The organism is Vibrio sp. 2-2(8), assembly GCF_963888495.1.
In the GTDB taxonomy this organism is placed as follows: Bacteria; Pseudomonadota; Gammaproteobacteria; order Enterobacterales; family Vibrionaceae; genus Vibrio; species Vibrio anguillarum.
On the sequence record NZ_CAWPJM010000052.1, the window covers coordinates 64,697 to 85,803 of the forward strand.

The window sequence follows — 21,107 nt, forward strand, 5'->3', positions numbered from 1 at the left end:
GTTTGAGTATTGAGTTGGAACTAACTGACTTGCCTTGCAATCAGGCGTAATTCACTTGGTTTTGCTGCGCGGGTTGTTCACCAAACCAATGCAGTTTTTCCGACAGCGCCACCACTTCGCCCACCACAATCAAGGCCGGAGCCTGTGCCTGCGCCGCCAGTTGTGATAAGTCACTGAGCTGCCCTTTGAAGACTTTTTGCGAACGCTGAGTACCGCGTTCAATAATCGCGATTGGTGTGTTGGCTTGGCGTCCATGTTCAATCAACTGCTGCTGGATATAACTCGACTTCATCAAGCCCATGTAAATGACTAAGGTTTGATTACCACGTGCCAGTGTTGACCAATCCATGTCATCGTTTTCCGCTTTAAGGTGACCGGTGACAAACAGAGCGGATTGCGCATAATCGCGATGAGTCAGTGGAATGCCCGCATAGGCCGTTGCGCCTGCCGCCGCTGTAATACCGGGGATCACCTGAAATTTCACCCCCGCATCAAACAGCACTTCCAACTCTTCACCACCGCGGCCAAACATAAACGGATCGCCGCCTTTAATACGCACGACTTTGTAACCTTGCTGCGCAAAATCGATCAGCAATTGATTGGTTTTTTCTTGAGGAACACTGTGGTGTCCAGCGCGCTTACCCACGCAGACTAAGATGGTATCGCTCGGCACCAGCGCCATAATTTCATCAGACACTAGGTAGTCGTACAACACCACGTCGGCTTGTTGTAGAAAGCTCAACGCTTTGAGCGTCAGCAGTTCTGGGTCGCCCGGCCCTGCACCAATCAAAGCCACTTCACCGCAGGTCAATTGGCTTTTGACGTACGATGGAGCGCTACTTGCCAAAGCATTATTGTTGACCGCAACTAAGCGCGGCCCTTTGATTGGCAACTGAGAAATGGTTTCCGTCGTACTCATTGTTGTTATCCATAACTTAATTCATGGATGCATTATGGCGGGCTCTTCATATTACCTGAAATTCTAAAATTTCATTTTTTATATCAAAAGCTGATAAGGGAATGGATAATTCCGAATAAGAAGTGACTATCTCTCTGATTAAAAGCCAATCAATGATGAGATCTTGTCGACAGAATGCCGGTGAGTTAACGCGTAACATCACAAATTGATATTCATTGAAATCATCGTTTCATAAGATTTTGTTACATTAGACGAGTTATTTGTTCCCTACCCCTAACTGGAGTACACAATGAAAGTGGCAGTGAAACCTCTCTCCATCGCGATTTTGAGCGGTATGTTAGCAATGGCTGGCCCAGCAATGGCGGACACCATTAAACTGCGTATCGTCGAAACGACCGATATTCACACCAATGTGATGGATTACGATTACTACAAAGACAAGCCATCGAACCAGATTGGTTTATCCCGTGCGGCGACGTTAGTGAAGCAAGCGCGCAGCGAAGTCGAAAACAGCATTTTGGTCGATAACGGTGATTTACTCCAAGGTAGCCCAATGGGCGACTATATGGCCGCCAAAGGCATCAAGGTTGGTGAGGTTCACCCAGTTTACAAAGCGATGAATCAGCTCGGCTACGATGTGGGTAACATTGGTAACCATGAATTTAACTACGGTTTGTCCTTTTTAAAGGAGAGTATTAACGACGCCGCATTCCCGTATGTCAATGCCAACGTCTATGACCAACAAACGGGCAAACACCTCTTCAATCCCTATCTCATTAAAACGCACACGTTCAAAGATACCGATGGCAAAGAGCACCAAATTAAAGTGGGTTACATTGGTTTTGTCCCACCACAAATCATGGTGTGGGATAAGAAAAATCTGGATGGCAAAGTGTTTGCCAAAGACATCAAGCAAACAGCCGAGGAGCTGATCCCGCAGATGAAAAAAGAGGGTGCCGATGTGATCGTCGCAATCCCGCACTCTGGTGTCTCAGCTAACCCATATTCCGTTGGTGCAGAAAACTCGGTTTACTACCTCACCCAAGTAGAAGGCATTGACGCGATTGCTTTTGGTCACTCTCACGCGGTATTCCCTAGCCAAGATTTTGCCAAACTGCCAGGAGCAGATGTGACTAAAGGCACCATTAATGGCGTAACCGCTGTCATGCCGGGGCGCTGGGGTAGCCATGTTGGTGTGATGGATCTGACTTTGCAAAGCAAAGATGGCCAATGGTCAGTCGTGAATGGTCAATCCCAAGCTCGCCCAATCTTCGATAAAGCCAATAAGAAATCATTGGCAGCAGCCGATACAGGCATAGTGAAAGCCTTAGAGTCAGACCACAAAGGCACGCGAGATTTCGTGAATCAACCGATTGGCCAAGCAAATGATGTGATGTACAGCTTTTTAGCCTTGGTACAAGATGACCCAACCGTGCAAATCGTTAACCTTGCACAAAAAGATTATGTGGAACGCTTTATTCAAGGCGACCCTGATCTTGATGGTTTGCCGGTGTTATCGGCCGCAGCCCCTTTCAAAGTTGGTGGCCGTAAAGATGATCCTGCTGGTTTCACTGAAGTCGAAGCTGGCCAACTGACATTTCGTAACGCAGCAGATCTCTATCTTTACCCTAATACATTAGTCGCGCTGAAAATGACGGGTAAAGAAGTGAAGGAATGGTTGGAATGCAGCGCGGGGCAGTTTAATCAGATTGATCCGCACAGCACTCAACCACAATCCTTGATCAATTGGGCTGATTTCCGCACGTATAACTTTGATGTGATGGATGGGGTGAATTACCAAATCGATGTGACTCAACCCGCCAAATACGATGGTGATTGCAAAGTGGCGAATAAAGATGCAGAGCGCATTGTAGGCTTAACTTATCAAGGTAAACCTATCGATGTAAAACAGACCTTTATTGTCGCCACCAATAACTACCGCGCTTACAGCAATAAATTTGCAGGCACGGGCGCACAATTTGTTGCCTTTGACTCACCCGACGAAAACCGCACGGCCGTTGCCAACTACATTTCGCGCGTGAGTAAAGAAAAAGGTCAAGTTACGCCAAGTGCTGATAACAACTGGTCGTTTGCTCCGATTAAAACCAATACTGCATTAGATATTCGTTTTGAAACCTCTCCAAGTGAGAAAGCAGCACAGTTCATCAAAGAGAAAGGCCAATACCCAATGGCTTTGGTGGAAAACGATGAAGTTGGTTTTGCGGTTTACAAGATTGACCTTACCCAATAAACCCCCACTCAAATCGATTGAAAGAGGCCAATGAATTAAGGCGCTTTCACCTCACAAACGCAGCCTTTCGCTGCGTTTTTTATTTCCCTCTCGACAACCCTAACTCTGATCTTGATGGTTCTTGACTATCCACGCTTCATTTAAGGCTCGTTACAACCTCTGTTTAATTTTCAAACATTAGTTTGATTAAATTTAATTATAAAAAATCATCAAATATGCAATTTTTCTATTCTTTGGCAGGTCTTTGTCCTCGTAATGAGAATAAAAGCGCAATCAGCGCCTTATTCTATACTTGATCATAATTTGCTAAGGAGGAAGTGTGGGGCTTGCTATCGACATTCAAACCTTTCTAACAACCGAAAGTCATTCACTGACTTTACTATTCATCGGCGTAATTTTGCTTTCCTATTTGTTAGAGGATGTCGCTATTGTCACCGCCGCCACACTGGCTTTGCAAAATCTCATGCCCCCCGGCTTGGCGTTGTTGGCTATTTTTGTCGGCATTGTTAGTGGCGATCTCGGTTTGTATTACTTAGGCCAAGTGGCACAACGCGTTCGTCCGCTTCGTTATCAAGCGCTGACCAATAAACATTTTCGAACCGTCCGTCGCAAACTGCACCATCATACTTTTTTAAATCTGTTTATTATTCGCTTTGTCCCCGGCCTAAGAACGGTGGGCTTTACTTTGAGCGGCTTTTTTTCTATTCCGTTGGCGCTATTTCTGTGCTCCGTACTGACGGCCACAGCACTGTGGACACTGATCGTTTTTTCAACGCTTTATTACCTAGGGAGTCAGGTTTGGCAACAGTCCTCTCATTATCAATGGATCATTATTCCTATCGCGGTTGGGCTATTAATGCTCACTAATCGTCTTCTCAACAAATCATTTTCTAAAGGATTGTCATGAACGCCAAATTAGAAATACCTTGCATTGCACATGGCAAAATCAACGCGGGTATGCCGCTTTTAGAGCAAGACACCAAACGCAGCATTTCTCCTTATGAATTTCTGCCCAGTTGGTTTTTCTACACTCCGGTGGTGATTCAAAGCCTGCTGCAAGGGCTGCGTTATGGCAACTGGGGCTTACCTTTAATTGCAAACCCCGGCATCAAGCTCAGCGGCATGGTTGGAGAGTCAAAACACGACATTCTTAATCTAGCCGGTGAATACGCTCAGCAGTGGATATCGCCCTTTATCACCCGAACGAAAAGCCATCAAACCGCTCAGCAGCAAACAGCACAGGCTCTGTCTGCAATGCAACAAGCATCGTTGGATTTCCCTCTTGTCGCTAAACCAGATTTAGGCTGCCGCGGCGTTGGCGTCAAACTGCTGCAAAATGAACAACAACTGAGTGACTACATCCAATCATTCCCGATTAATGCCCGTTTTTTACTGCAACAAAAAGCGCCGTATCAAGCTGAAGCTGGCGTATTTTATGTGCGCTATCCCGGTGAGGCTCAAGGCAACATTATTTCCATCACACTTAAGTATGCCCCGTTTGTCACTGGGGATGGCATTCACACTTTAAAGCAGTTAATTGAACGCTGCCCACGCGCAGGGCAACTCCCTCACCTCTATTTTCCTCGCCACCTTGAGAAGCTCGATTGGGTTCTTGCAGCAGGGCAGGAGTTTCAACTCGCCTTTGCGGGCAGCCATAGTCGCGGATCGATTTTCCGCAATGGTAACCGTTACATTACTCGCGCTCTCACCAACAAGCTGGATGAGATTTTTAACAACGTTGACGGGTTTCACTATGGGCGGCTCGATATCAAGTTTGCCAATATTCACCAATTGATGGCTGGAGAACAGTTCACGATTTTGGAAATCAATGGCGCAAGCAGTGAAGCCGCTCATATTTGGGATAGAGAAACACCGCTGCGTGAGATCTTCTCAACCTTACTCAGACAGTACCGAATCTTATTCGACATTGGCGCGCAGCAGCGAAAGTTAGGCCATCAAACACCCAAAATGGCTGAACTGCTGAACGCTTGGCGCAAAGAAAAGGCCTTAACCGAACATTACCCAAGCACGGATTAACCTTATCCATAAGAACAATCATAGGGATAGAAATATGTTTGCAATCACCACAAGTTCACAACAAAGCGCATCGCAGCCTAATCATGCCCCCGTGATCCAAGGCGGCATTGAAACACTGGAACAAGCGCACCAGTTTCTCGAACAGTTAGAAGATAGGCACTACACCCACTTAGCCACGCCAATTGTCGCCAGTTCAGTGGGGCAACATTTTCGTCATTGGTTGGATCTGTTTCATGCGCTGGCTAACTCAACTAGCACTATTGATTACAACCAACGCCGTCGGGGCCACCTCGTTGAGACGTCCCGCGCTGCGGCCTTGGCCGAAATTGAGTATTTAATTCAATGGTTAACGCAGTGCTCGGCCTCACTCCAAAAATCCGTTACGGTACTTGTTGAAACCTCATTGCAGGAAACGCAAGTGTGCTCTTTATCATCAACATGGGAGCGAGAGTTAAGCTTCGCCACTTTGCATGCACAGCACCATTTTGCGATGGCTAAAGTGGTTGCTCATTTGCTGCATGTAGAAACTGATGCCGCTTTCGGCTTAGCGCCAGCCACGGCCTCCTTCATTCGGGGGCAATAACATGTGCTCTGTTTCTTGGTTACTCGACAAACACGGCTATCATCTATTTTTTAACCGTGATGAACAAAAAAACCGCCCATTAGCGTTGCCACCTAAACAATACACGCAAGCTGGTGTTGAAGTGTTGATGCCGATTGATCCTGCTGGTGGAGGCAGTTGGATCAGTCTTAATGAATGCGGTTTGGCTTTGTGCTTGCTCAATAATTACCAAGGTAAAATCCCCCAAGGAGCCGATGCCGAACGCTTAGTCAGCCGCGGTCAATTGCTGAAGCATTTATCCAGTCAAGTCAGTGTCGAGAAGGTTATCCAAGCGTTTACACAGCTTAATCTTCAGCAATTTGCGCCATTCACTTTGCTCGCTTTTGACCCTAATTTAACCGATGCACAAGGCAATGTGATGGCCCTGGCGTGGGATGGTGAACAGAGCCAAATTGCGGTGACGCAATCGCCTCTATTTTCATCCAGTGTCGATTTAGAACAGGTGCAGCACTACCGCTCGCAACTCTATCAAGCTTTAATCGCCGAGGAAGATAGCGTGCAACAGCGACTAAAGTTTCACGCCCACCACCATGTCGCCCATCCACATTGGGCACCCTGTATGCATCGTCAAGATGCGCACACCGTTAGCTTTACCTATTTACGCGTCACACAACAGCAGCAGTATATGACCTATATCTCAGGTTCACCTTGCTTACAGCTCAGTGAGACATCACTCCACCAGCAGCGCGATGAGATCGACAAAACCACTCCTTGGGTCGCCAATTTATTAGGAATCAACAATGAAACGTTTACTAGGACTATTACTGCTGTTTGTCAGCAACGTGAGCCTCGCTGAGGATGAAATTTACACCAGCTTTCTGAGCAATAAAGCGCTGAGTGGCTATGACACCGTCGCCTACTTCACCAGAGGAGAGCCGATAAAAGGCTCCTCCGATTTTTCGACCCTTTATAAAAATGCGCAGTGGTATTTTTCTTCAAAAGAGAACCTTGAACTGTTTCTGAATAACCCTAACCAATATGCGCCGCAATATGGCGGCTACTGCGCTTGGGCCGTCTCTGAAAAGAATGATTTTGCTCCGGGAGATCCCAATCAATGGGCGATTGTCGACGGCAAGCTCTATCTCAATTACGACAAAAAGATCAAAACATTATGGGATGCCAACCAAGCGGTGCACATCCAACAAGCCGATAAAAATTGGCCCAATTTAATTAAGTAGGAGCTACACCATGACGTTTAAAGCTAGCCAGCATCTCCCCTCAATCTTGATTGCGTTTGTTTTTATTCAATCGCTTGTCTTTAAGTTTTCCGGCTCTTACGAAACCAACTATATTTTTGGCACCTTAGGTGCGTGGTCTGGCCTCGGTTGGTTTGCTGTGTATGGCGGGTATTTAATCGGAACGGCTGAACTGATAGCCTCTATTTTGCTGTTTAGCCGCTGGCATGGCCTTGGTGCACTGATGAGCGTCGGCATTATGAGTGGTGCGATTTTCTTTCATTTATTTACGCCTCTTGGCATTGTGATGCCAGAGTTTAACCAAGTAGGAGAAGTGGTCGGCAATGATAGCGGCCTGCTATTTGCGATGGCTTGTCTTGTTTGGTTGTGTGCGGCTTTTTTGGTGCGACGAGATCTCAAAAACGGTGATGGTTTATTGCACCAGTGGCTGAATAAAGGAGTGTAATTATGCTAGCCAGTCCTTTTCGTTTACCACGACACACTCCATTTGGCGTCGCAGAATCGATTGTTGAATGGGCCTCTGGGCTTGCAACACTGGATAAACTGTATCAGCAGCGTCCTGCCAAACCCTCTTGCTTTGAGTTTATGCGCTACACGCTAGCGGCACTCAATATCGAATATCGCCTTGCTTTAGGCAGCATCGATAACATTCCACAAACAGGGCCGGTGGTGATCGTCGCTAACCACCCGCTGGGCGCAATTGAAGGGGTGATATTAGCCGATTTAATTGGTTCAGTACGCACCGATATTAAAGTGCTGGCGAATCAGTTGCTAAAGCGCCTGCCTGAAATTAGTGAACTCTTTATCGGTGTCGATGTGTTCAATAGCAAAAGTGCTCGCAGCACCAATGCGCAAGCCATTCGAGATGCGAATCTTCATTTGGCTCAAGGTGGCTTATTGATTATCTTCCCTGCTGGTGAGGTATCTACTTACCCCAAAGGATCGCAAACACTGTCGGATATCGAATGGAGTCAATCCGTCGCCAAATTTGTTAAACGCGCCCAAGCCACCACCGTCCCGATCTTTATTAATGGTAAAAATAGCACTCTGTTTTATCAAGCGGGGCGAATTCATCCACTACTGCGAACGGCATTGCTCGGCCGCGAGCTACTGAATAAGCAGGCGCACAACATTGAAATTTCCATCGGCAATCCCATCCCCTATTCCGAAGTAAAAGCATTTGAACAAGAACGAGACATTGTTCATTATCTGCGTCTCAATACCTATTTAATGAGTGCAACACCTTCCGCAACGCCATCCTCACCAGAATTAGTGACATCGCCCCTTCCTATTATTGATGCGCTTATTGTAGAGAAGCTTGAGCAAGATCTCGCCGCGCTGCCAAGCGAAAGCAAGCTCTTAGAGCAAGGTGATTGGATTGTCTATTGCGCCGCAAGCGAGCAGTTACCCCACATACTGCAAGAGATTGGTCGAATTCGTGAAGAGAGTTTTCGCGCCGTAGGTGAAGGAAGCGGCTTAGCTTGTGATCTTGATGAGTATGATCGCCATTACTACCAACTCTTTGTTTGGCACAAGAAAGACCGTCAAATTGTTGGAGCTTATCGATTGGGGTTAGTGGATAAACTGATAGCGAAGCAAGGGTTAGCAGGGCTATATTCCCGTAGCTTATTTCAGTATGATGAAGCCTTCATCAACACACTAGATACCAGTATTGAGCTAGGCCGCTCGGTGGTTTCCTCGAAATACCAGCGCAACCTCAACTCACTGTTAATGCTGTGGAAAGGTATTGCTGCGTTTGTCGCGCGTCATCCACAATATACGCACTTGTTTGGCCCAGTAAGCATTAGCAACGATTACAGCCACACCGCGCGACAATTAATGGCCGCCACACTCTCTATTCATCATTATGATCATGAAAAGGCAACCTTGGTTTCACCTTCCACTCCACTACGGTGCAATGGGAACACATTTTGGCAAACCAACTTGCTCTCCTCTTTGGCAAGCATTTCTCTGCTGTCGAAAGTGTTAGCAAAAATGGAAAATGGCAAGGGCCTTCCTGTATTGCTGCGCCAATATTTAGGGATGAATGGCAAGCTCGTCTGTTTTAATGTCGACCCCGCGTTTAACAATGCGTTAGATGGCTTAATTGTAGTGAACTTGAAACAAGTTCCGCTGCATACACTGGCAAAATACATGGGTAAGGAGCAGGCCAGCGCTTATTTGAATTCGACACCTTTCAGTTCAAAGCCCTCATAAACGCAAAAGCCAGCGAGTTGTTCGCTGGCTTTAATTCTAAATGAAGGGGCTTATTTTAGAAGGCGTGCTCTAAATTGGCGTCCTTTCATCTTACCGCTTTCCATTTTCTTCAGTGCTTTTTTCGCCACCGATTTATGGACTGCAACGTAGCTGCGCATCGGTAACATGTTAATTTTACCGACATATTGACCGTCAATACCGTCGTTACTGGTCAACGCCCCTAGAATATCTCCCGGGCGCACTTTCTGCTTTTTACCGCCATCAATCTGGATAGTGACCATATTGGCTTGATAAGGCGCGTTGTTTAGCGCACTGGCATCAGGCAATTTAGCAGGTTCGATGGGCATATCCATATATTCATCAATCATCGCCACTCGGTGCATTTCACTGTCACTGAAGAAGCTAAAAGCTAAACCTTTACTGCCCGCTCGGCCAGTACGCCCAATGCGGTGCACGTGCACTTCAGGATCACGTGATAACTCAAAGTTAAATACCGCATCTAAGTTATCCACATCAAGGCCACGTGCCGCCACATCGGTTGCAACTAAAATGGAGACACTTTTATTAGCAAACTGCACCAAAGCTTGGTCACGGTCACGCTGCTCTAAATCACCATGCAGTTCCACCACACTAAAGCCCTTGTGATGTAGATCTTCAGCAACACTTTGTACTTCTTTCTTTGTATTACAGAACACCACGGCAGATTCAGGCTGATGGTGTAAAAGCAGCAGTTCTAACGCGCGATCACGCGCCTCTGTACCCTCTACTTTATAAAAATATTGCTGAATGCTGGACGTATCATGGGTGGATTCAACTTTGACCATTTCAGGCTCACGCATAATCCGCTGCGCAATTTGTTTGATTTGATTTGGGAACGTAGCACTAAACAGCAATGTTTGACGGCTGGTTGGCGTTTCATTGATGATCGCATCCAGCGCTTCTTGGAAACCCATTTCGAGCATTCGGTCCGCTTCATCAAGCACTAACGTATTGAGTTCAGAGAGATCGATACGACCTTTGTCTAAATGGTCAAGAATACGCCCCGGAGTACCAACCAAAATATGTGCACCGTGCTCTAACGAACCAATTTGTGGACCCATTGGCATGCCGCCACACAAGGTGAGCACTTTAATATTATGAATGGCGCGGCCGAGTGTACGAATATCCGTTGCGACTTGATCGGCTAACTCCCGCGTTGGGCATAGCACCAAAGCTTGAACGCGAAAACGCTTAACGTTGAGGTTAGATAATACGCCTAAACCAAACGCTGCTGTTTTTCCTGAGCCTGTTTTTCCTTGGCCAATCACATCCTTACCCGCCAAAATGGTTGGCAAGCTTAACGCCTGAATCGGCGTCATCTTGGTGTATCCCAAAGTATCGAGGTTAGAAAGAAGTTCTGGTTGTAGATTTACCGTTGAAAAAGAGAGATTACTCAAGAGACCGTCCTTTCGTTAGACGAAAATTAAACGCATATTATCGTTATTTAACCTCGTGTGGCTAGTGAATCTTTATTTATCATTCATCAAGTTTGTAGCTCACTCTTAACCTTTGTTAATGAATCATGCACTTAAGCTTGATAGAGTAACGACATCCATTTTTAAAGGGGCACTACGATGATTACTTGGCACTGTCTTTCATTCTCACAATTAACCACTCATCAACTTTATGCGCTACTTAAACTGCGCGTCGATGTCTTTGTGGTCGAACAAACCTGTCCTTACCCTGAATTGGATAATAAGGATATTCAGCCGGGTGTTTTTCATTTAATTGGTGAACAGGATCAGCAGATTGTTGCCTGCGCGCGCTTACTCCCTGCGGGGATTAGCTACCCAAGTGTCAGTATTGGTCGCATTGCAACCCAAAAAGAAGCGAGAGGAAATGGCCTTGGACACCAATTAATGCAGCAAGCATTAGCCGAATGCCAGAAGCTGTGGCCCAATCAAGATATTGAAATTGGTGCACAGCACTATCTTGCTAGCTTCTATCAAAGTTATGGTTTTCAACAAACGTCGGCGATGTATCTAGAAGATGATATCCCGCATATCGACATGCAGCTCAGCAAGTAAATAACCCTCTTGATCAAAGCGTGTTATTTACTACGGCCAAATCCGCCATCTGAGCGCCTGAAAAACATCACTGATTGATCGTTTTTCTCAAGTTGCAGGATATCGAGTTGCCCATCAGCCGCGAGTTTGAAGCGAACTAATTGGCCTTGGGTAATTTGGCTGAGCGGTTTGTCACTGCCTTCAATTTTGACTAAGGCATTAAGATCAGACATCGGTAAATCATTTGCCCGAAAAACCTGCGACAAAGTGTCCCCGTTTTTAACCGTGTACTCTCGCCAGAACTCAGATTTACGATCGGTTTGTTGAGGCGTTTTTTGTTCACTCAACCCAACCGTATTAATGCTGATTTCCACACGCTCACTACTTTTCGGTAGAGCGGCCTGCTCTGTTCGCTCAGGAAAAGGAATAATAATGAGCAAACACACTACTGGAACGATCGCTAATAAAGCGCGCTGGTGAAGCTTAGGCAGCGCCAGCCAAACTGTGCGAACACGTAAAATAAGGCCACGCCAATCGAATGCATGCCACTTCTGTTGGATAAACGCTAAATAATCAGTTTGCGGTTTCTTCTTGTGACGACGATTCATCTTAACCCGTCTCCTTTTCTGTCGAGCTACAGTATAAAAACTCAAGAGGGATCAGTATAGAGCCAAGGTGGCGATAACGTAAACGTTGACACAATCTTGAACATTTTTCTTTGGGATCTGCGATTTGTCACAACCTGAAGGTTCAATATTGGATATTTCCCATTAGCATTTCATCCCATGCTTGAAACTGATATCCTTTGGCACTTGTTTATTTACATAAAAAGAGTGACTGTTTATGTCTGAAGTAAAATTTGACACTGTAGAGCAAAAAGCAAGCTACGGTATCGGTCTACAAATGGGCCAACAACTTGCGGGTAGTGGTCTAGAAGGACTTAACGTTGACGCCATCGCCGCAGGTATCGCAACCGCATTAGTAGGCGACATGCCATCAATTGAAATTGATGAAATCAATAATGCACTGCAAGAGTTGCACATGCGTGCAGAATCTCTACGCCAAGAAGCTGCCAAAGCAGCCGCAGCCGACGGTGAAGTATTCTTAACAGATAACGCACTACGCCCTGAAGTGACCGTTCTTGAATCTGGTCTACAGTACGAAATTCTTACAGAAGGTACGGGGGATATCCCGACATCTGACAAGCAAGTACGTGTTCATTACCACGGTGAATTGACTGACGGTACAGTATTTGATAGCTCTGTATCTCGCGGTCAACCAGCTGAATTCCCAGTAACAGGTGTAATCAAAGGTTGGGTAGAAGCACTACAACTGATGCCTGTGGGTTCAAAATGGAAACTCTATATTCCACAAGATCTTGCCTACGGTGAGCGTGGCGCTGGCGCTGCAATTCCTCCTTTTGCAGCTCTAGTATTTGAAGTAGAGCTACTCGACATTCTATAAATAGAATTGATATAGAATTGATAATGAGAAGGTTGGCATTCGCTGACCTTTTTTTATTAGTATTTCTTACTTAGCATCTATTAAAAACGACACTACGCATACTTATCTGGTTAGCCCGTGTTCAAAGATAAAATCTACGCATACAAAAAAGCCGAGTATTACTACTCGGCTTTTTTAATTATACGAACTGATTACTCAGCAGCAGCTTCTACAGCTACTTCTGGGCGATCGACAAGCTCAATGTATGCCATTGGAGCTTTATCACCAGTACGGAAACCGCACTTTAGGATACGTGTGTAGCCGCCTTGGCGAGCTGCAAAACGTGGACCTAGTTCGTTAAATAGTTTTGCCACAACTTCGTTATCACGAGTGCGAGCAAATGCTAGACGACGGTTTGCAACACTGTCAGTCTTAGCTAGTGTAATCAAAGGCTCAACGACGCGACGTAGCTCTTTTGCTTTTGGCAAAGTAGTCTTGATAACTTCATGACGTACTAGAGAGCTAGCCATGTTGCTGAACATCGCTTTGCGATGACTGCTGTTGCGGTTGAGTTGACGACCACTCTTACGATGGCGCATGACCTAATCCTTCTAACTAGTATCGATTAATCTTCAGCGATAGACGCTGGCGGCCAGTTCTCTAGGCGCATGCCCAAAGATAGACCACGTGATGCAAGCACGTCTTTAATCTCTGTAAGAGATTTCTTACCAAGGTTTGGCGTTTTAAGTAGCTCAACCTCAGTGCGCTGTACTAGATCACCGATGTAGTGAATCGCTTCTGCTTTCAAACAGTTAGCAGAGCGAACTGTTAGTTCAAGATCGTCTACAGGACGCAGTAGGATTGGATCGAATTCTGGCTTCTCTTCCTTCTCCTCAGGTACACGTACATCACGAAGATCTACGAACGCATCCAATTGTTCAGCAAGAATAGTTGCTGCACGACGGATTGCTTCCTCAGGTTCTAGAGTACCGTTCGTTTCCATATCGATAACGAGCTTATCTAAATCAGTACGTTGTTCTACGCGAGCGGCTTCCACAGAGTAGGCAATTTTGTCTACTGGGCTGTAAGTAGCATCTACAAGTAGACGACCGATTGGACGCTCATCTTCTTCAGTATGGATACGAGCTGAAGCTGGAACATAACCACGACCACGTTCTACTTTGATACGCATAGCGATCTCAGCGTTGTCATCCGTTAGATGACAAATCACGTGCTCAGGGTTAGTGATCTCTACATCACCATCATGGGTGATGTCACCTGCAACAACAGGGCCCGAGCCTGATTTGTTCAGCGTAATGAACACTTCATCTTTGCCTTCGGCAACGCGAACAGCCAAACCTTTTAGGTTCAGAAGGATCTCAAGGATATCTTCTTGAATGCCTTCTTTGGTGCTGTACTCGTGTAGTACGCCTTCAATCTCCACTTCAGTTACAGCACAACCTGGCATTGAAGATAGAAGAATACGGCGAAGTGCATTACCCAGAGTATGGCCGAAACCACGCTCTAACGGCTCAAGAGTTACTTTTGCGTGTGTCGTGCTAATCTGTTCGATATCAACAAGACGTGGCTTAAGAAATTCTGTTACAGAACCCTGCATTGTGTCCTCTCTTTAGTTTAACCTTACTTAGAGTAAAGCTCGACGATCAATTGTTCGTTGATGTCAGCTGACAGGTCAGAACGCTCAGGCATACGCTTGAATGTACCTTCCATTTGGCCGCCATCTACTTCAATCCAAGTTGGTTTTTCGCGTTGTTCAGCAACTTCTAGAGCTGCTTTAATGCGAGATTGCTTTTTAGCTTTCTCACGGATTGCAACAACGTCGTTAACCGCAACATTGAAAGAAGGAACGTTTACAACTTTACCGTTAACTAGGATAGCTTTGTGGCTTACTAGCTGACGTGCTTCTGCGCGAGTAGCGCCAAAGCCCATGCGGTAAACTACGTTATCAAGACGACCTTCAAGAAGCTGAAGTAGGTTTTCACCAGTATTGCCTTTAAGACGTGCAGCTTCTTTATAGTAGTTACGGAATTGTTTTTCTAGAACGCCATAAATACGACGAACTTTTTGCTTCTCACGAAGCTGAACACCGTACTCAGATAGACGACCGCGACGAGCGCCGTGTACACCTGGTGCGTTGTCAATTTTACACTTGGTATCAATCGCACGAATGCCTGACTTAAGGAACAAGTCAGTACCTTCGCGGCGGCTAAGCTTCAGCTTAGGACCCAAATATCTTGCCATGATCTTTCTCCAATCTTCCTAGAAACGTTATACGCGGCGTTTCTTAGGTGGACGACAACCGTTATGAGGGATTGGTGTCGCATCAACAATGTTAGTGATACGGAAACCAGCAGCGTTCAGTGCGCGAACAGTTGATTCACGACCTGGACCTGGACCCTTAACCATAACCTCTAGGTTCTTAAGGCCGTATTCTTTAGCCATTTCAGCACAACGCTCAGCAGCAACCTGTGCAGCGAACGGAGTAGACTTACGAGAACCGCGGAAACCAGAACCACCAGCAGTTGCCCAAGCTAGAGCATTACCTTGACGGTCTGTGATAGTTACGATTGTGTTATTGAAAGATGCATGGATGTGCGCTACGCCATCAGCAACTTGCTTGCGTACACGCTTACGTGCGCGAGTTGGTTGTTTTGCCATTGTACTCTATACCCTTCCGACTATTTCTTGATCGGTTTACGCGGACCCTTACGGGTACGAGCGTTGGTTTTAGTACGCTGTCCACGTAGTGGTAGACTGCGACGATGACGAAGACCACGGTAACAGCCAAGGTCCATAAGACGCTTGATGTTCATGGAAACTTCACGACGAAGATCACCCTCTACAGTGTATTTAGCTACACCATCACGCAGTAGATCGATCTGCTCTTCAGTTAGTTCACTGATCTTAACACTTTCAGCAATACCCAAATCAGCTAAGATAGCTTTCGAACGGGTCTTACCGATGCCGTAGATTGCAGTTAATGCAATTACAGCATGCTTCTGATCAGGAATGTTAATGCCTGCTATACGGGCCACTATTCACTCCTAGTACTTATATAAGAAATTATCCGCAGCAAAGCCCGTCGAGGATACGCTGCGGCATACTACTTCTTTTGCACACAAAAGGTAGGCCGAGGAATATACTCGACCGACCTTTATATTTCAAGTAAAAATTTCTGCTAATTAGCCTTGGCGCTGCTTGTGCTTTGGCTCACTGCAAATCACGCGAACGACGCCGTTACGCTTGATTACTTTACAGTTACGACAGATTTTTTTAACGGAAGCACGAACTTTCATTGCTAAACTCCGTAAGTGAAATCTGAATTAACGGCCGTAGCCCTTCAGATTTGCTTTTTTCAACACAGAATCATACTGTTGGGACATCATATGAGTCTGTACCTGTGCCATAAAGTCCATAATCACAACCACTACGATAAGTAGTGATGTGCCGCCGAAGTAGAAACGTACGTTCCACGCGACCATCATGAACTCGGGAATCAGACAGATAAAGGTAATGTAGAGAGCACCCGCTAAGGTTAGTCTGGTCATTACTTTATCAATGTATCTCGCTGTCTGCTCACCTGGGCGGATGCCGGGTACGAACGCACCGGACTTCTTCAAGTTATCCGCTGTTTCACGAGGGTTAAACACCAACGCTGTGTAAAAGAAACAGAAGAAAATAATCGCTGCTGCATAAAGCATAACGTACAGAGGTTGACCAGGGCTAAGAGCCAAAGACACATCAGTTAACCAACCGAATGTGCTGCTCTCACCATTTTGACCAAACCACTGAGCTAATGTTCCTGGGAACAAAATAATACTCGATGCAAAAATTGCAGGTATTACACCCGCCATATTAATTTTCAATGGCAAGTGAGTACTTTGCGCTGCAAACACTTTACGACCTTGTTGACGCTTTGCATAGTTAACGACAATACGACGCTGACCACGTTCCATGAAAACAACGAAATAAATCACAGCAAAAGAAAGTACCGCAATTAACAACAGAAGAAGCACATGCAATTCACCTTGACGCGCTTGCTCAATCGTTTGTCCGATTGCCGAAGGCAATCCAGCAACAATACCTGCAAAAATCAAAATGGAAATACCATTTCCTATTCCACGCTCAGTAATTTGTTCACCTAACCACATTAAGAACATGGTGCCAGTTACTAAACTCACGGTAGCAATCAGGGTAAACATGGTTTGGTCGATAACAACCAGATTGTTGACCATGTTTGGTAAGCCTGTTGCGATACCAATAGCTTGGAATATTGCAAGTACAAGCGTGCCATAACGCGTATATTGGCTAATCTTACGACGCCCTGCCTCACCCTCTTTCTTGAGTTCGGCTAACGCTGGATGAACTACAGTTAGCAATTGGACAACAATTGACGCCGAAATATACGGCATGATGCCCAATGCTAAGATAGATGCACGCGAAAGAGCACCACCGGAGAACATGTTAAACATTTCAACGATGGTACCTTTTTGCTGTTCGAACAAATCGGCAAGTACAGCTGCGTCAATACCAGGAATCGGCACAAAAGAACCGGCTCGGAATACTAAAAGTGCACCAATTACGAATAATAAGCGCGACTTTAGCTCACTTAAGCCGCTCTGAGCACTACGAAAATCTTGTCCTGGTTTCTTAGCCATCTGTACCTCGTTCCTCGAGATTATTCCTCGATTTTACCGCCTGCAGCTTCGATTGCAGCTTTAGCGCCTTTAGTCACGCGAAGACCTTTCACAGTCACTGCTTTGCTAATCTCACCAGAAAGAACAACTTTAACATTTTCGATGTTCTTAGTGATTAGGTTAGCTGCTTTCAAGCTGTTTAGATCGACCACGTCACCCGTAACTTTCGCTAGCTCAGCTAGACGAATTTCAGCAGACACTAGGCTCTTACGAGAAGTGAAACCGAATTTAGGTAGACGTTGTTTTAGAGGCATTTGACCGCCTTCAAAACCTGGACGAACTGTACCGCCAGAACGTGACTTTTGACCTTTGTGACCGCGGCCACCTGTTTTACCAAGGCCAGAACCGATACCACGGCCTAGACGCTTAGGAGCGTGCTTAGAACCAGCAGCCGGTGATAGAGTATTCAAACGCATTCTGATTACTCCTCAACTTTAACCATGTAGTAAACCTTGTTGATCATACCGCGTACACACGGTGTATCTTCAAGTTCTACTGTATGGTTGATACGACGAAGGCCTAGACCACGCAAAGTAGCTTTGTGCTTTGGTAGACGACCAATTGAGCTTTTAGTTTGAGTTACTTTAATAGTTGCCATGGTGCTTACTCCGAAATCGCTTCAACAGTGAGACCACGTTTAGCTGCAACCATTTCTGGTGACTTCACATCTACTAGACCAGCAACTGTTGCACGAACAACGTTGATTGGGTTAGTAGAACCGTACGCTTTCGCAAGTACGTTATGTACACCGGCAACTTCTAGTACAGCACGCATCGCACCACCGGCGATAACACCTGTACCTTCTGCAGCTGGCTGCATGTAAACTTTAGAGCCCGAGTGACGACCTTTCACCGCGTGGTGAAGAGTGCCTTCGTTAAGAGCGATAGTAACCATGTTACGACGCGCTTTTTCCATTGCTTTTTGAATCGCTGCAGGTACTTCACGAGCTTTGCCGTATCCGAAACCTACGCGACCATTACCGTCACCAACTACAGTTAGTGCAGTAAAGCTCATGATTCGACCACCTTTAACCGTTTTAGAAACACGGTTAACTGCGATTAATTTTTCTTGCAAATCACTAGCTTGTTGTTGTTCTTTAGCCATCTTCCAACCCTACCTTAGAATTTCAGACCAGCTTCGCGAGCAGATTCTGCTAGCGCCGCTACTCGACCGTGGTATTGGAAACCAGAACGATCAAACGCAACAGCTGATACGCCTTTTTCAAGAGCGCGTTCTGCAATAGCTTTACCTACCGCTTTAGCTGCGTCTACGTTACCGGTGTTCTTAACTAGCTCACGGATCGCTTTTTCTACAGTAGAAGCTGCTGCGATAACCTCAGAGCCGTTTGATGCGATAACCTGAGCGTACACGTGACGAGGAGTACGGTGTACTACTAGGCGAGTTGCACCCAGTTCAGCAATCTTACGACGTGCGCGTGTAGCACGACGGATGCGAGATGCTTTCTTATCCATAGTGTTACCTTACTTCTTCTTAGCTTCTTTACTACGCACATTTTCATCTGCGTAACGGACGCCTTTACCTTTATAAGGTTCTGGCTCACGGTAAGAACGGATGTCAGCCGCAACTTGACCCACTACTTGCTTATCGCAACCAGTTAGGACAATTTCAGTTTGGCTAGGACATTCAGCATTGATACCCGCTGGTAGTTCATGCTCTACAGGGTGTGAGAAGCCTAAAGTAAGACTTACTGAGTTGCCTTTAATAGCAGCACGGTAACCAACACCTTTAAGAACAAGCTTCTTAGTAAAGCCTGCAGTAACACCAACAACCATGTTGTTTACTAGTGCACGAGCAGTACCTGCTTGTGCCCAAGCGTTAGCAACACCTTCACGAGGACCGAAAGTAAGGTTGTTTTCTTCCTGTGCAATAACTACGCCTTTATTCAGGACGCGAGTCAGCTCACCTTTACCACCTTTTACAGTGATTTCTTGGCCGTTTAGTTTCACCTCTACGCCAGCTGGAATAGCGACAGGTGCTTTAGCAACACGAGACATATCCTACTCCTTACGCTACGTAGCAAATGATTTCACCGCCAAGACCTGCTTTGCGAGCAGCACGGTCAGACATCAGACCCTTGGAAGTGGACACCACAGCAACACCCATACCGCCCATCACTGTTGGTAACGCGTCTTTTTTCTTATAAACGCGTAGACCAGGACGTGAAACACGTTGGATTTGCTCGATTACTGGTTTAGCTTGGAAGTACTTAAGAGTAACTTCTAGCTCAGGTTTTACTTCGCCTTCAACAGCGAAATCTGCGATATAACCTTCAGCTTTTAGCAGTGCAGCAATTGCAACTTTAAGCTTTGAAGAAGGCATTTTTACAGCAACTTTATTTGCTGCCTGACCGTTACGAATGCGGGTCAGCATATCCGAAATCGGATCTTGCATGCTCATAAGATTTACTCCAAATGATTAAGTGGCAATTACCAGCTAGCCTTACGAAGTCCAGGAATCTCGCCTTTCATGCAAGCTTCGCGAACTTTGATGCGGCTTAGACCGAACTTACGTAGGAAACCGTGTGGACGACCAGTTTGGTTGCAACGGTTGCGCTGACGTGAAGCACTTGAATCACGTGGAAGAGCTTGCAGTTTAAGAACTGCGTTCCAACGATCTTCTTCAGATGCGTTTACATCGCTGATGGTAGCTTTTAGCATTGCACGCTTTTCTGCGAACTTAGCTACTAGCTTTGCACGTTTTACTTCACGTGCTTTCATTGATTGTTTAGCCATAACAGTAACCCTTCACCTTACTTACGGAATGGGAAGTTAAAGGCAGCCAGCAGAGCACGGCCTTCCTCATCGGTACCAGCAGAAGTCGTGATAGTGATATCAAGACCGCGTACACGATCGACTTTATCGTAGTCGATTTCTGGGAAGATGATTTGCTCGCGAACGCCCATGCTGTAGTTACCGCGTCCGTCAAAAGACTTAGCGCTAACACCACGGAAGTCACGTACACGTGGAAGTGCAATAGAGATTAAACGCTCTAAAAAATCCCACATACGTTCGCCACGCAAGGTTACTTTACAACCAATTGGGTAGCCTTCACGAATTTTGAAACCTGCAACAGATTTACGAGCTTTAGTGATCAGTGGTTTTTGACCAGAGATCGTAGCCATATCAGCTGCTGCATTTTCTAATAGTTTCTTATCGTTGATAGCTTCACCAACGCCCATGTTTAGGGTGATTTTATCAATCCTAGGGACTTGCATGACGCTTGTGTAACCGAACTGTTTGGTCAGTTCAGTCACTACAGACGACTTGTAGTAATCATGCAGTTTCGCCATAGTAGAACTCCAAATTACTTCTAATTAGTTAGAAACGATTTCACCGTTAGATTTGAAGAAACGAACTTTTTTGCCGTCTTCAAAACGGAAACCGATACGGTCCGCTTTACCAGTTGCTGCGTTAAAGATTGCAACGTTAGAAGCATCAATAGCTGCTTCTTGTTCAACGATGCCACCTTGTTGACCTAGAGCCGGAACCGGCTTTTGGTGTTTCTTAACAAGGTTGATACCTTCAACGATAACTTTACCAGTTACGAGAACCTTAGTTACTTTACCTTTCTTGCCTTTATCTTTACCAGCAAGAACGATTACTTCGTCATTACGACGGATTTTAGCTGCCATGTGTGCC

Annotated in this window: 28 protein-coding genes and 1 pseudogene; 10 read left to right on the forward strand and 19 right to left on the reverse strand. The window is 45.8% G+C overall.

Annotated elements, in window-relative coordinates; all coding sequences use genetic code 11:
• Positions 1 to 40: 40 nt before the first annotated feature.
• A complete protein-coding gene (gene cobA, locus AACV12_RS14400) occupies positions 41 to 919 on the reverse strand; it encodes a uroporphyrinogen-III C-methyltransferase (RefSeq protein ID WP_170900597.1) in 879 nt (292 codons plus the stop codon).
• Positions 920 to 1,208: 289 nt separating this feature from the next.
• On the opposite strand from cobA, the gene cpdB reads away from it, so the two are divergent.
• The 8 genes and pseudogenes from cpdB to AACV12_RS14440 all read left to right on the forward strand — a co-directional run bounded on the left by cpdB (position 1,209) and on the right by AACV12_RS14440 (position 9,242).
• Positions 1,209 to 3,170 carry a 2',3'-cyclic-nucleotide 2'-phosphodiesterase gene (gene cpdB / locus AACV12_RS14405; RefSeq protein ID WP_170900599.1) on the forward strand — a complete coding sequence of 654 codons (1,962 nt, stop codon included), beginning with the start codon at positions 1,209 to 1,211 and terminating at the stop codon, positions 3,168 to 3,170.
• Between the two features lie 319 nt (positions 3,171 to 3,489).
• Complete coding sequence (locus AACV12_RS14410) at positions 3,490 to 4,077, forward strand: VTT domain-containing protein (RefSeq protein WP_170900602.1); 588 nt, start codon at positions 3,490 to 3,492, stop codon at positions 4,075 to 4,077.
• Positions 4,074 to 5,207, forward strand: a complete 1,134-nt coding sequence (locus AACV12_RS14415) for a D-alanine--D-alanine ligase (RefSeq protein ID WP_094124064.1) — start codon at positions 4,074 to 4,076, stop codon at positions 5,205 to 5,207. Before AACV12_RS14410 ends, AACV12_RS14415 begins: the two co-directional genes overlap by 4 nt.
• Before the next feature lie 34 nt (positions 5,208 to 5,241).
• Positions 5,242 to 5,790 (forward strand): hypothetical protein, encoded by a 549-nt coding sequence (locus AACV12_RS14420; RefSeq protein ID WP_013855937.1) that lies wholly within the window; start codon positions 5,242 to 5,244, stop codon positions 5,788 to 5,790.
• Position 5,791: 1 nt separating this feature from the next.
• Positions 5,792 to 6,529 (forward strand): annotated as a pseudogene (locus AACV12_RS14425) (NRDE family protein); the annotation flags it as partial.
• A 40-nt stretch (positions 6,530 to 6,569) separates the two neighbouring features.
• Positions 6,570 to 7,007, forward strand: coding sequence for a YHS domain-containing (seleno)protein (locus AACV12_RS14430; RefSeq protein WP_170900604.1), 438 nt, complete (start codon positions 6,570 to 6,572; stop codon positions 7,005 to 7,007).
• Positions 7,008 to 7,017: 10 nt separating this feature from the next.
• The gene (locus AACV12_RS14435; protein WP_094146937.1) at positions 7,018 to 7,470 is read left to right on the forward strand and encodes a hypothetical protein; all 453 of its coding nucleotides are present in this window, start codon (positions 7,018 to 7,020) and stop codon (positions 7,468 to 7,470) included.
• A 2-nt stretch (positions 7,471 to 7,472) separates the two neighbouring features.
• Complete coding sequence (locus tag AACV12_RS14440; RefSeq protein WP_170900606.1) at positions 7,473 to 9,242, forward strand: lysophospholipid acyltransferase family protein; 1,770 nt, start codon at positions 7,473 to 7,475, stop codon at positions 9,240 to 9,242.
• A 50-nt stretch (positions 9,243 to 9,292) separates the two neighbouring features.
• Here AACV12_RS14440 and dbpA read toward each other — a convergent pair whose 3' ends face one another.
• Positions 9,293 to 10,678 (reverse strand): ATP-dependent RNA helicase DbpA, encoded by a 1,386-nt coding sequence (dbpA, locus tag AACV12_RS14445; RefSeq protein WP_170900608.1) that lies wholly within the window; start codon positions 10,676 to 10,678, stop codon positions 9,293 to 9,295.
• Between the two features lie 177 nt (positions 10,679 to 10,855).
• Between dbpA and AACV12_RS14450 the strand changes: the two genes are divergently transcribed.
• The gene (locus AACV12_RS14450; RefSeq protein WP_013855931.1) at positions 10,856 to 11,308 is read left to right on the forward strand and encodes a GNAT family N-acetyltransferase; all 453 of its coding nucleotides are present in this window, start codon (positions 10,856 to 10,858) and stop codon (positions 11,306 to 11,308) included.
• Positions 11,309 to 11,331: 23 nt separating this feature from the next.
• On the opposite strand, the gene AACV12_RS14455 is transcribed toward AACV12_RS14450, so the two are convergent.
• Positions 11,332 to 11,895 carry a LysM-like peptidoglycan-binding domain-containing protein gene (locus AACV12_RS14455; protein ID WP_026027801.1) on the reverse strand — a complete coding sequence of 188 codons (564 nt, stop codon included), beginning with the start codon at positions 11,893 to 11,895 and terminating at the stop codon, positions 11,332 to 11,334.
• 235 nt (positions 11,896 to 12,130) lie between these two features.
• Here AACV12_RS14455 and AACV12_RS14460 point away from each other — a divergent pair, with 235 nt between their 5' ends.
• Positions 12,131 to 12,751: an FKBP-type peptidyl-prolyl cis-trans isomerase gene (locus tag AACV12_RS14460; RefSeq protein ID WP_010318783.1), complete on the forward strand. Its 621-nt coding sequence runs from the start codon at positions 12,131 to 12,133 to the stop codon at positions 12,749 to 12,751.
• 191 nt (positions 12,752 to 12,942) lie between these two features.
• Here the strand turns inward: AACV12_RS14460 and rplQ are convergent, their stop codons facing one another.
• The 16 genes from rplQ to rplX form a co-directional block, all read right to left on the reverse strand.
• Positions 12,943 to 13,329, reverse strand: coding sequence for a 50S ribosomal protein L17 (rplQ, locus tag AACV12_RS14465; protein WP_017042856.1), 387 nt, complete (start codon positions 13,327 to 13,329; stop codon positions 12,943 to 12,945).
• Positions 13,330 to 13,355: 26 nt separating this feature from the next.
• Positions 13,356 to 14,348 carry a DNA-directed RNA polymerase subunit alpha gene (locus tag AACV12_RS14470; protein WP_010318781.1) on the reverse strand — a complete coding sequence of 331 codons (993 nt, stop codon included), beginning with the start codon at positions 14,346 to 14,348 and terminating at the stop codon, positions 13,356 to 13,358.
• A 23-nt stretch (positions 14,349 to 14,371) separates the two neighbouring features.
• Positions 14,372 to 14,992: a 30S ribosomal protein S4 gene (rpsD, locus tag AACV12_RS14475; protein ID WP_013855928.1), complete on the reverse strand. Its 621-nt coding sequence runs from the start codon at positions 14,990 to 14,992 to the stop codon at positions 14,372 to 14,374.
• A 27-nt stretch (positions 14,993 to 15,019) separates the two neighbouring features.
• Positions 15,020 to 15,409, reverse strand: a complete 390-nt coding sequence (gene rpsK / locus AACV12_RS14480; RefSeq protein ID WP_001118870.1) for a 30S ribosomal protein S11 — start codon at positions 15,407 to 15,409, stop codon at positions 15,020 to 15,022.
• A gap of 20 nt (positions 15,410 to 15,429) precedes the next feature.
• Positions 15,430 to 15,786, reverse strand: a complete 357-nt coding sequence (gene rpsM, locus AACV12_RS14485; protein ID WP_010318779.1) for a 30S ribosomal protein S13 — start codon at positions 15,784 to 15,786, stop codon at positions 15,430 to 15,432.
• Positions 15,787 to 15,933: 147 nt separating this feature from the next.
• Positions 15,934 to 16,047 (reverse strand): 50S ribosomal protein L36, encoded by a 114-nt coding sequence (rpmJ, locus tag AACV12_RS14490; protein ID WP_000868186.1) that lies wholly within the window; start codon positions 16,045 to 16,047, stop codon positions 15,934 to 15,936.
• 27 nt (positions 16,048 to 16,074) lie between these two features.
• Positions 16,075 to 17,409 (reverse strand): preprotein translocase subunit SecY, encoded by a 1,335-nt coding sequence (gene secY / locus AACV12_RS14495; RefSeq protein WP_017046739.1) that lies wholly within the window; start codon positions 17,407 to 17,409, stop codon positions 16,075 to 16,077.
• Between the two features lie 20 nt (positions 17,410 to 17,429).
• Positions 17,430 to 17,864: a 50S ribosomal protein L15 gene (gene rplO / locus AACV12_RS14500; protein WP_010318777.1), complete on the reverse strand. Its 435-nt coding sequence runs from the start codon at positions 17,862 to 17,864 to the stop codon at positions 17,430 to 17,432.
• Positions 17,865 to 17,869: 5 nt separating this feature from the next.
• Positions 17,870 to 18,046: a 50S ribosomal protein L30 gene (gene rpmD / locus AACV12_RS14505; RefSeq protein WP_004398455.1), complete on the reverse strand. Its 177-nt coding sequence runs from the start codon at positions 18,044 to 18,046 to the stop codon at positions 17,870 to 17,872.
• A gap of 5 nt (positions 18,047 to 18,051) precedes the next feature.
• A complete protein-coding gene (rpsE, locus tag AACV12_RS14510; RefSeq protein ID WP_010318775.1) occupies positions 18,052 to 18,552 on the reverse strand; it encodes a 30S ribosomal protein S5 in 501 nt (166 codons plus the stop codon).
• 14 nt (positions 18,553 to 18,566) lie between these two features.
• Complete coding sequence (gene rplR, locus AACV12_RS14515; protein WP_013855926.1) at positions 18,567 to 18,920, reverse strand: 50S ribosomal protein L18; 354 nt, start codon at positions 18,918 to 18,920, stop codon at positions 18,567 to 18,569.
• Between the two features lie 9 nt (positions 18,921 to 18,929).
• Positions 18,930 to 19,463, reverse strand: a complete 534-nt coding sequence (gene rplF, locus AACV12_RS14520; protein WP_010318773.1) for a 50S ribosomal protein L6 — start codon at positions 19,461 to 19,463, stop codon at positions 18,930 to 18,932.
• Between the two features lie 10 nt (positions 19,464 to 19,473).
• Positions 19,474 to 19,866, reverse strand: a complete 393-nt coding sequence (rpsH, locus tag AACV12_RS14525; RefSeq protein ID WP_010318772.1) for a 30S ribosomal protein S8 — start codon at positions 19,864 to 19,866, stop codon at positions 19,474 to 19,476.
• A gap of 29 nt (positions 19,867 to 19,895) precedes the next feature.
• A complete protein-coding gene (gene rpsN / locus AACV12_RS14530; RefSeq protein ID WP_010318771.1) occupies positions 19,896 to 20,201 on the reverse strand; it encodes a 30S ribosomal protein S14 in 306 nt (101 codons plus the stop codon).
• Between the two features lie 17 nt (positions 20,202 to 20,218).
• A complete protein-coding gene (gene rplE / locus AACV12_RS14535) occupies positions 20,219 to 20,758 on the reverse strand; it encodes a 50S ribosomal protein L5 (protein WP_010318770.1) in 540 nt (179 codons plus the stop codon).
• Between the two features lie 24 nt (positions 20,759 to 20,782).
• Entirely contained in the window at positions 20,783 to 21,100 is a 318-nt protein-coding gene (gene rplX, locus AACV12_RS14540; RefSeq protein WP_010318769.1) for a 50S ribosomal protein L24, read from the reverse strand.
• Positions 21,101 to 21,107 lie beyond the last annotated feature (7 nt).

Bases quoted from the DNA above. Each gene is read 5' to 3' on its own strand.
- cobA (WP_170900597.1), bottom strand. From the start codon at position 919: ATGAGTACGACGGAAACCATTTCTCAGTTGCCAATCAAAGGGCCGCGC.
- cpdB (WP_170900599.1), top strand. From the start codon at position 1,209: ATGAAAGTGGCAGTGAAACCTCTCTCCATCGCGATTTTGAGCGGTATG.
- AACV12_RS14415 (WP_094124064.1), top strand. From the start codon at position 4,074: ATGAACGCCAAATTAGAAATACCTTGCATTGCACATGGCAAAATCAAC.
- AACV12_RS14420 (WP_013855937.1), top strand. From the start codon at position 5,242: ATGTTTGCAATCACCACAAGTTCACAACAAAGCGCATCGCAGCCTAAT.
- AACV12_RS14430 (WP_170900604.1), top strand. From the start codon at position 6,570: ATGAAACGTTTACTAGGACTATTACTGCTGTTTGTCAGCAACGTGAGC.
- AACV12_RS14435 (WP_094146937.1), top strand. From the start codon at position 7,018: ATGACGTTTAAAGCTAGCCAGCATCTCCCCTCAATCTTGATTGCGTTT.
- AACV12_RS14440 (WP_170900606.1), top strand. From the start codon at position 7,473: ATGCTAGCCAGTCCTTTTCGTTTACCACGACACACTCCATTTGGCGTC.
- AACV12_RS14450 (WP_013855931.1), top strand. From the start codon at position 10,856: ATGATTACTTGGCACTGTCTTTCATTCTCACAATTAACCACTCATCAA.
- AACV12_RS14455 (WP_026027801.1), bottom strand. From the start codon at position 11,895: ATGAATCGTCGTCACAAGAAGAAACCGCAAACTGATTATTTAGCGTTT.
- AACV12_RS14460 (WP_010318783.1), top strand. From the start codon at position 12,131: ATGTCTGAAGTAAAATTTGACACTGTAGAGCAAAAAGCAAGCTACGGT.
- rplQ (WP_017042856.1), bottom strand. From the start codon at position 13,329: ATGCGCCATCGTAAGAGTGGTCGTCAACTCAACCGCAACAGCAGTCAT.
- AACV12_RS14470 (WP_010318781.1), bottom strand. From the start codon at position 14,348: ATGCAGGGTTCTGTAACAGAATTTCTTAAGCCACGTCTTGTTGATATC.
- rpsD (WP_013855928.1), bottom strand. From the start codon at position 14,992: ATGGCAAGATATTTGGGTCCTAAGCTGAAGCTTAGCCGCCGCGAAGGT.
- rpsK (WP_001118870.1), bottom strand. From the start codon at position 15,409: ATGGCAAAACAACCAACTCGCGCACGTAAGCGTGTACGCAAGCAAGTT.
- rpmJ (WP_000868186.1), bottom strand. From the start codon at position 16,047: ATGAAAGTTCGTGCTTCCGTTAAAAAAATCTGTCGTAACTGTAAAGTA.
- secY (WP_017046739.1), bottom strand. From the start codon at position 17,409: ATGGCTAAGAAACCAGGACAAGATTTTCGTAGTGCTCAGAGCGGCTTA.
- rplO (WP_010318777.1), bottom strand. From the start codon at position 17,864: ATGCGTTTGAATACTCTATCACCGGCTGCTGGTTCTAAGCACGCTCCT.
- rpmD (WP_004398455.1), bottom strand. From the start codon at position 18,046: ATGGCAACTATTAAAGTAACTCAAACTAAAAGCTCAATTGGTCGTCTA.
- rpsE (WP_010318775.1), bottom strand. From the start codon at position 18,552: ATGGCTAAAGAACAACAACAAGCTAGTGATTTGCAAGAAAAATTAATC.
- rplR (WP_013855926.1), bottom strand. From the start codon at position 18,920: ATGGATAAGAAAGCATCTCGCATCCGTCGTGCTACACGCGCACGTCGT.
- rplF (WP_010318773.1), bottom strand. From the start codon at position 19,463: ATGTCTCGTGTTGCTAAAGCACCTGTCGCTATTCCAGCTGGCGTAGAG.
- rpsH (WP_010318772.1), bottom strand. From the start codon at position 19,866: ATGAGCATGCAAGATCCGATTTCGGATATGCTGACCCGCATTCGTAAC.
- rpsN (WP_010318771.1), bottom strand. From the start codon at position 20,201: ATGGCTAAACAATCAATGAAAGCACGTGAAGTAAAACGTGCAAAGCTA.
- rplE (WP_010318770.1), bottom strand. From the start codon at position 20,758: ATGGCGAAACTGCATGATTACTACAAGTCGTCTGTAGTGACTGAACTG.
- rplX (WP_010318769.1), bottom strand. From the start codon at position 21,100: ATGGCAGCTAAAATCCGTCGTAATGACGAAGTAATCGTTCTTGCTGGT.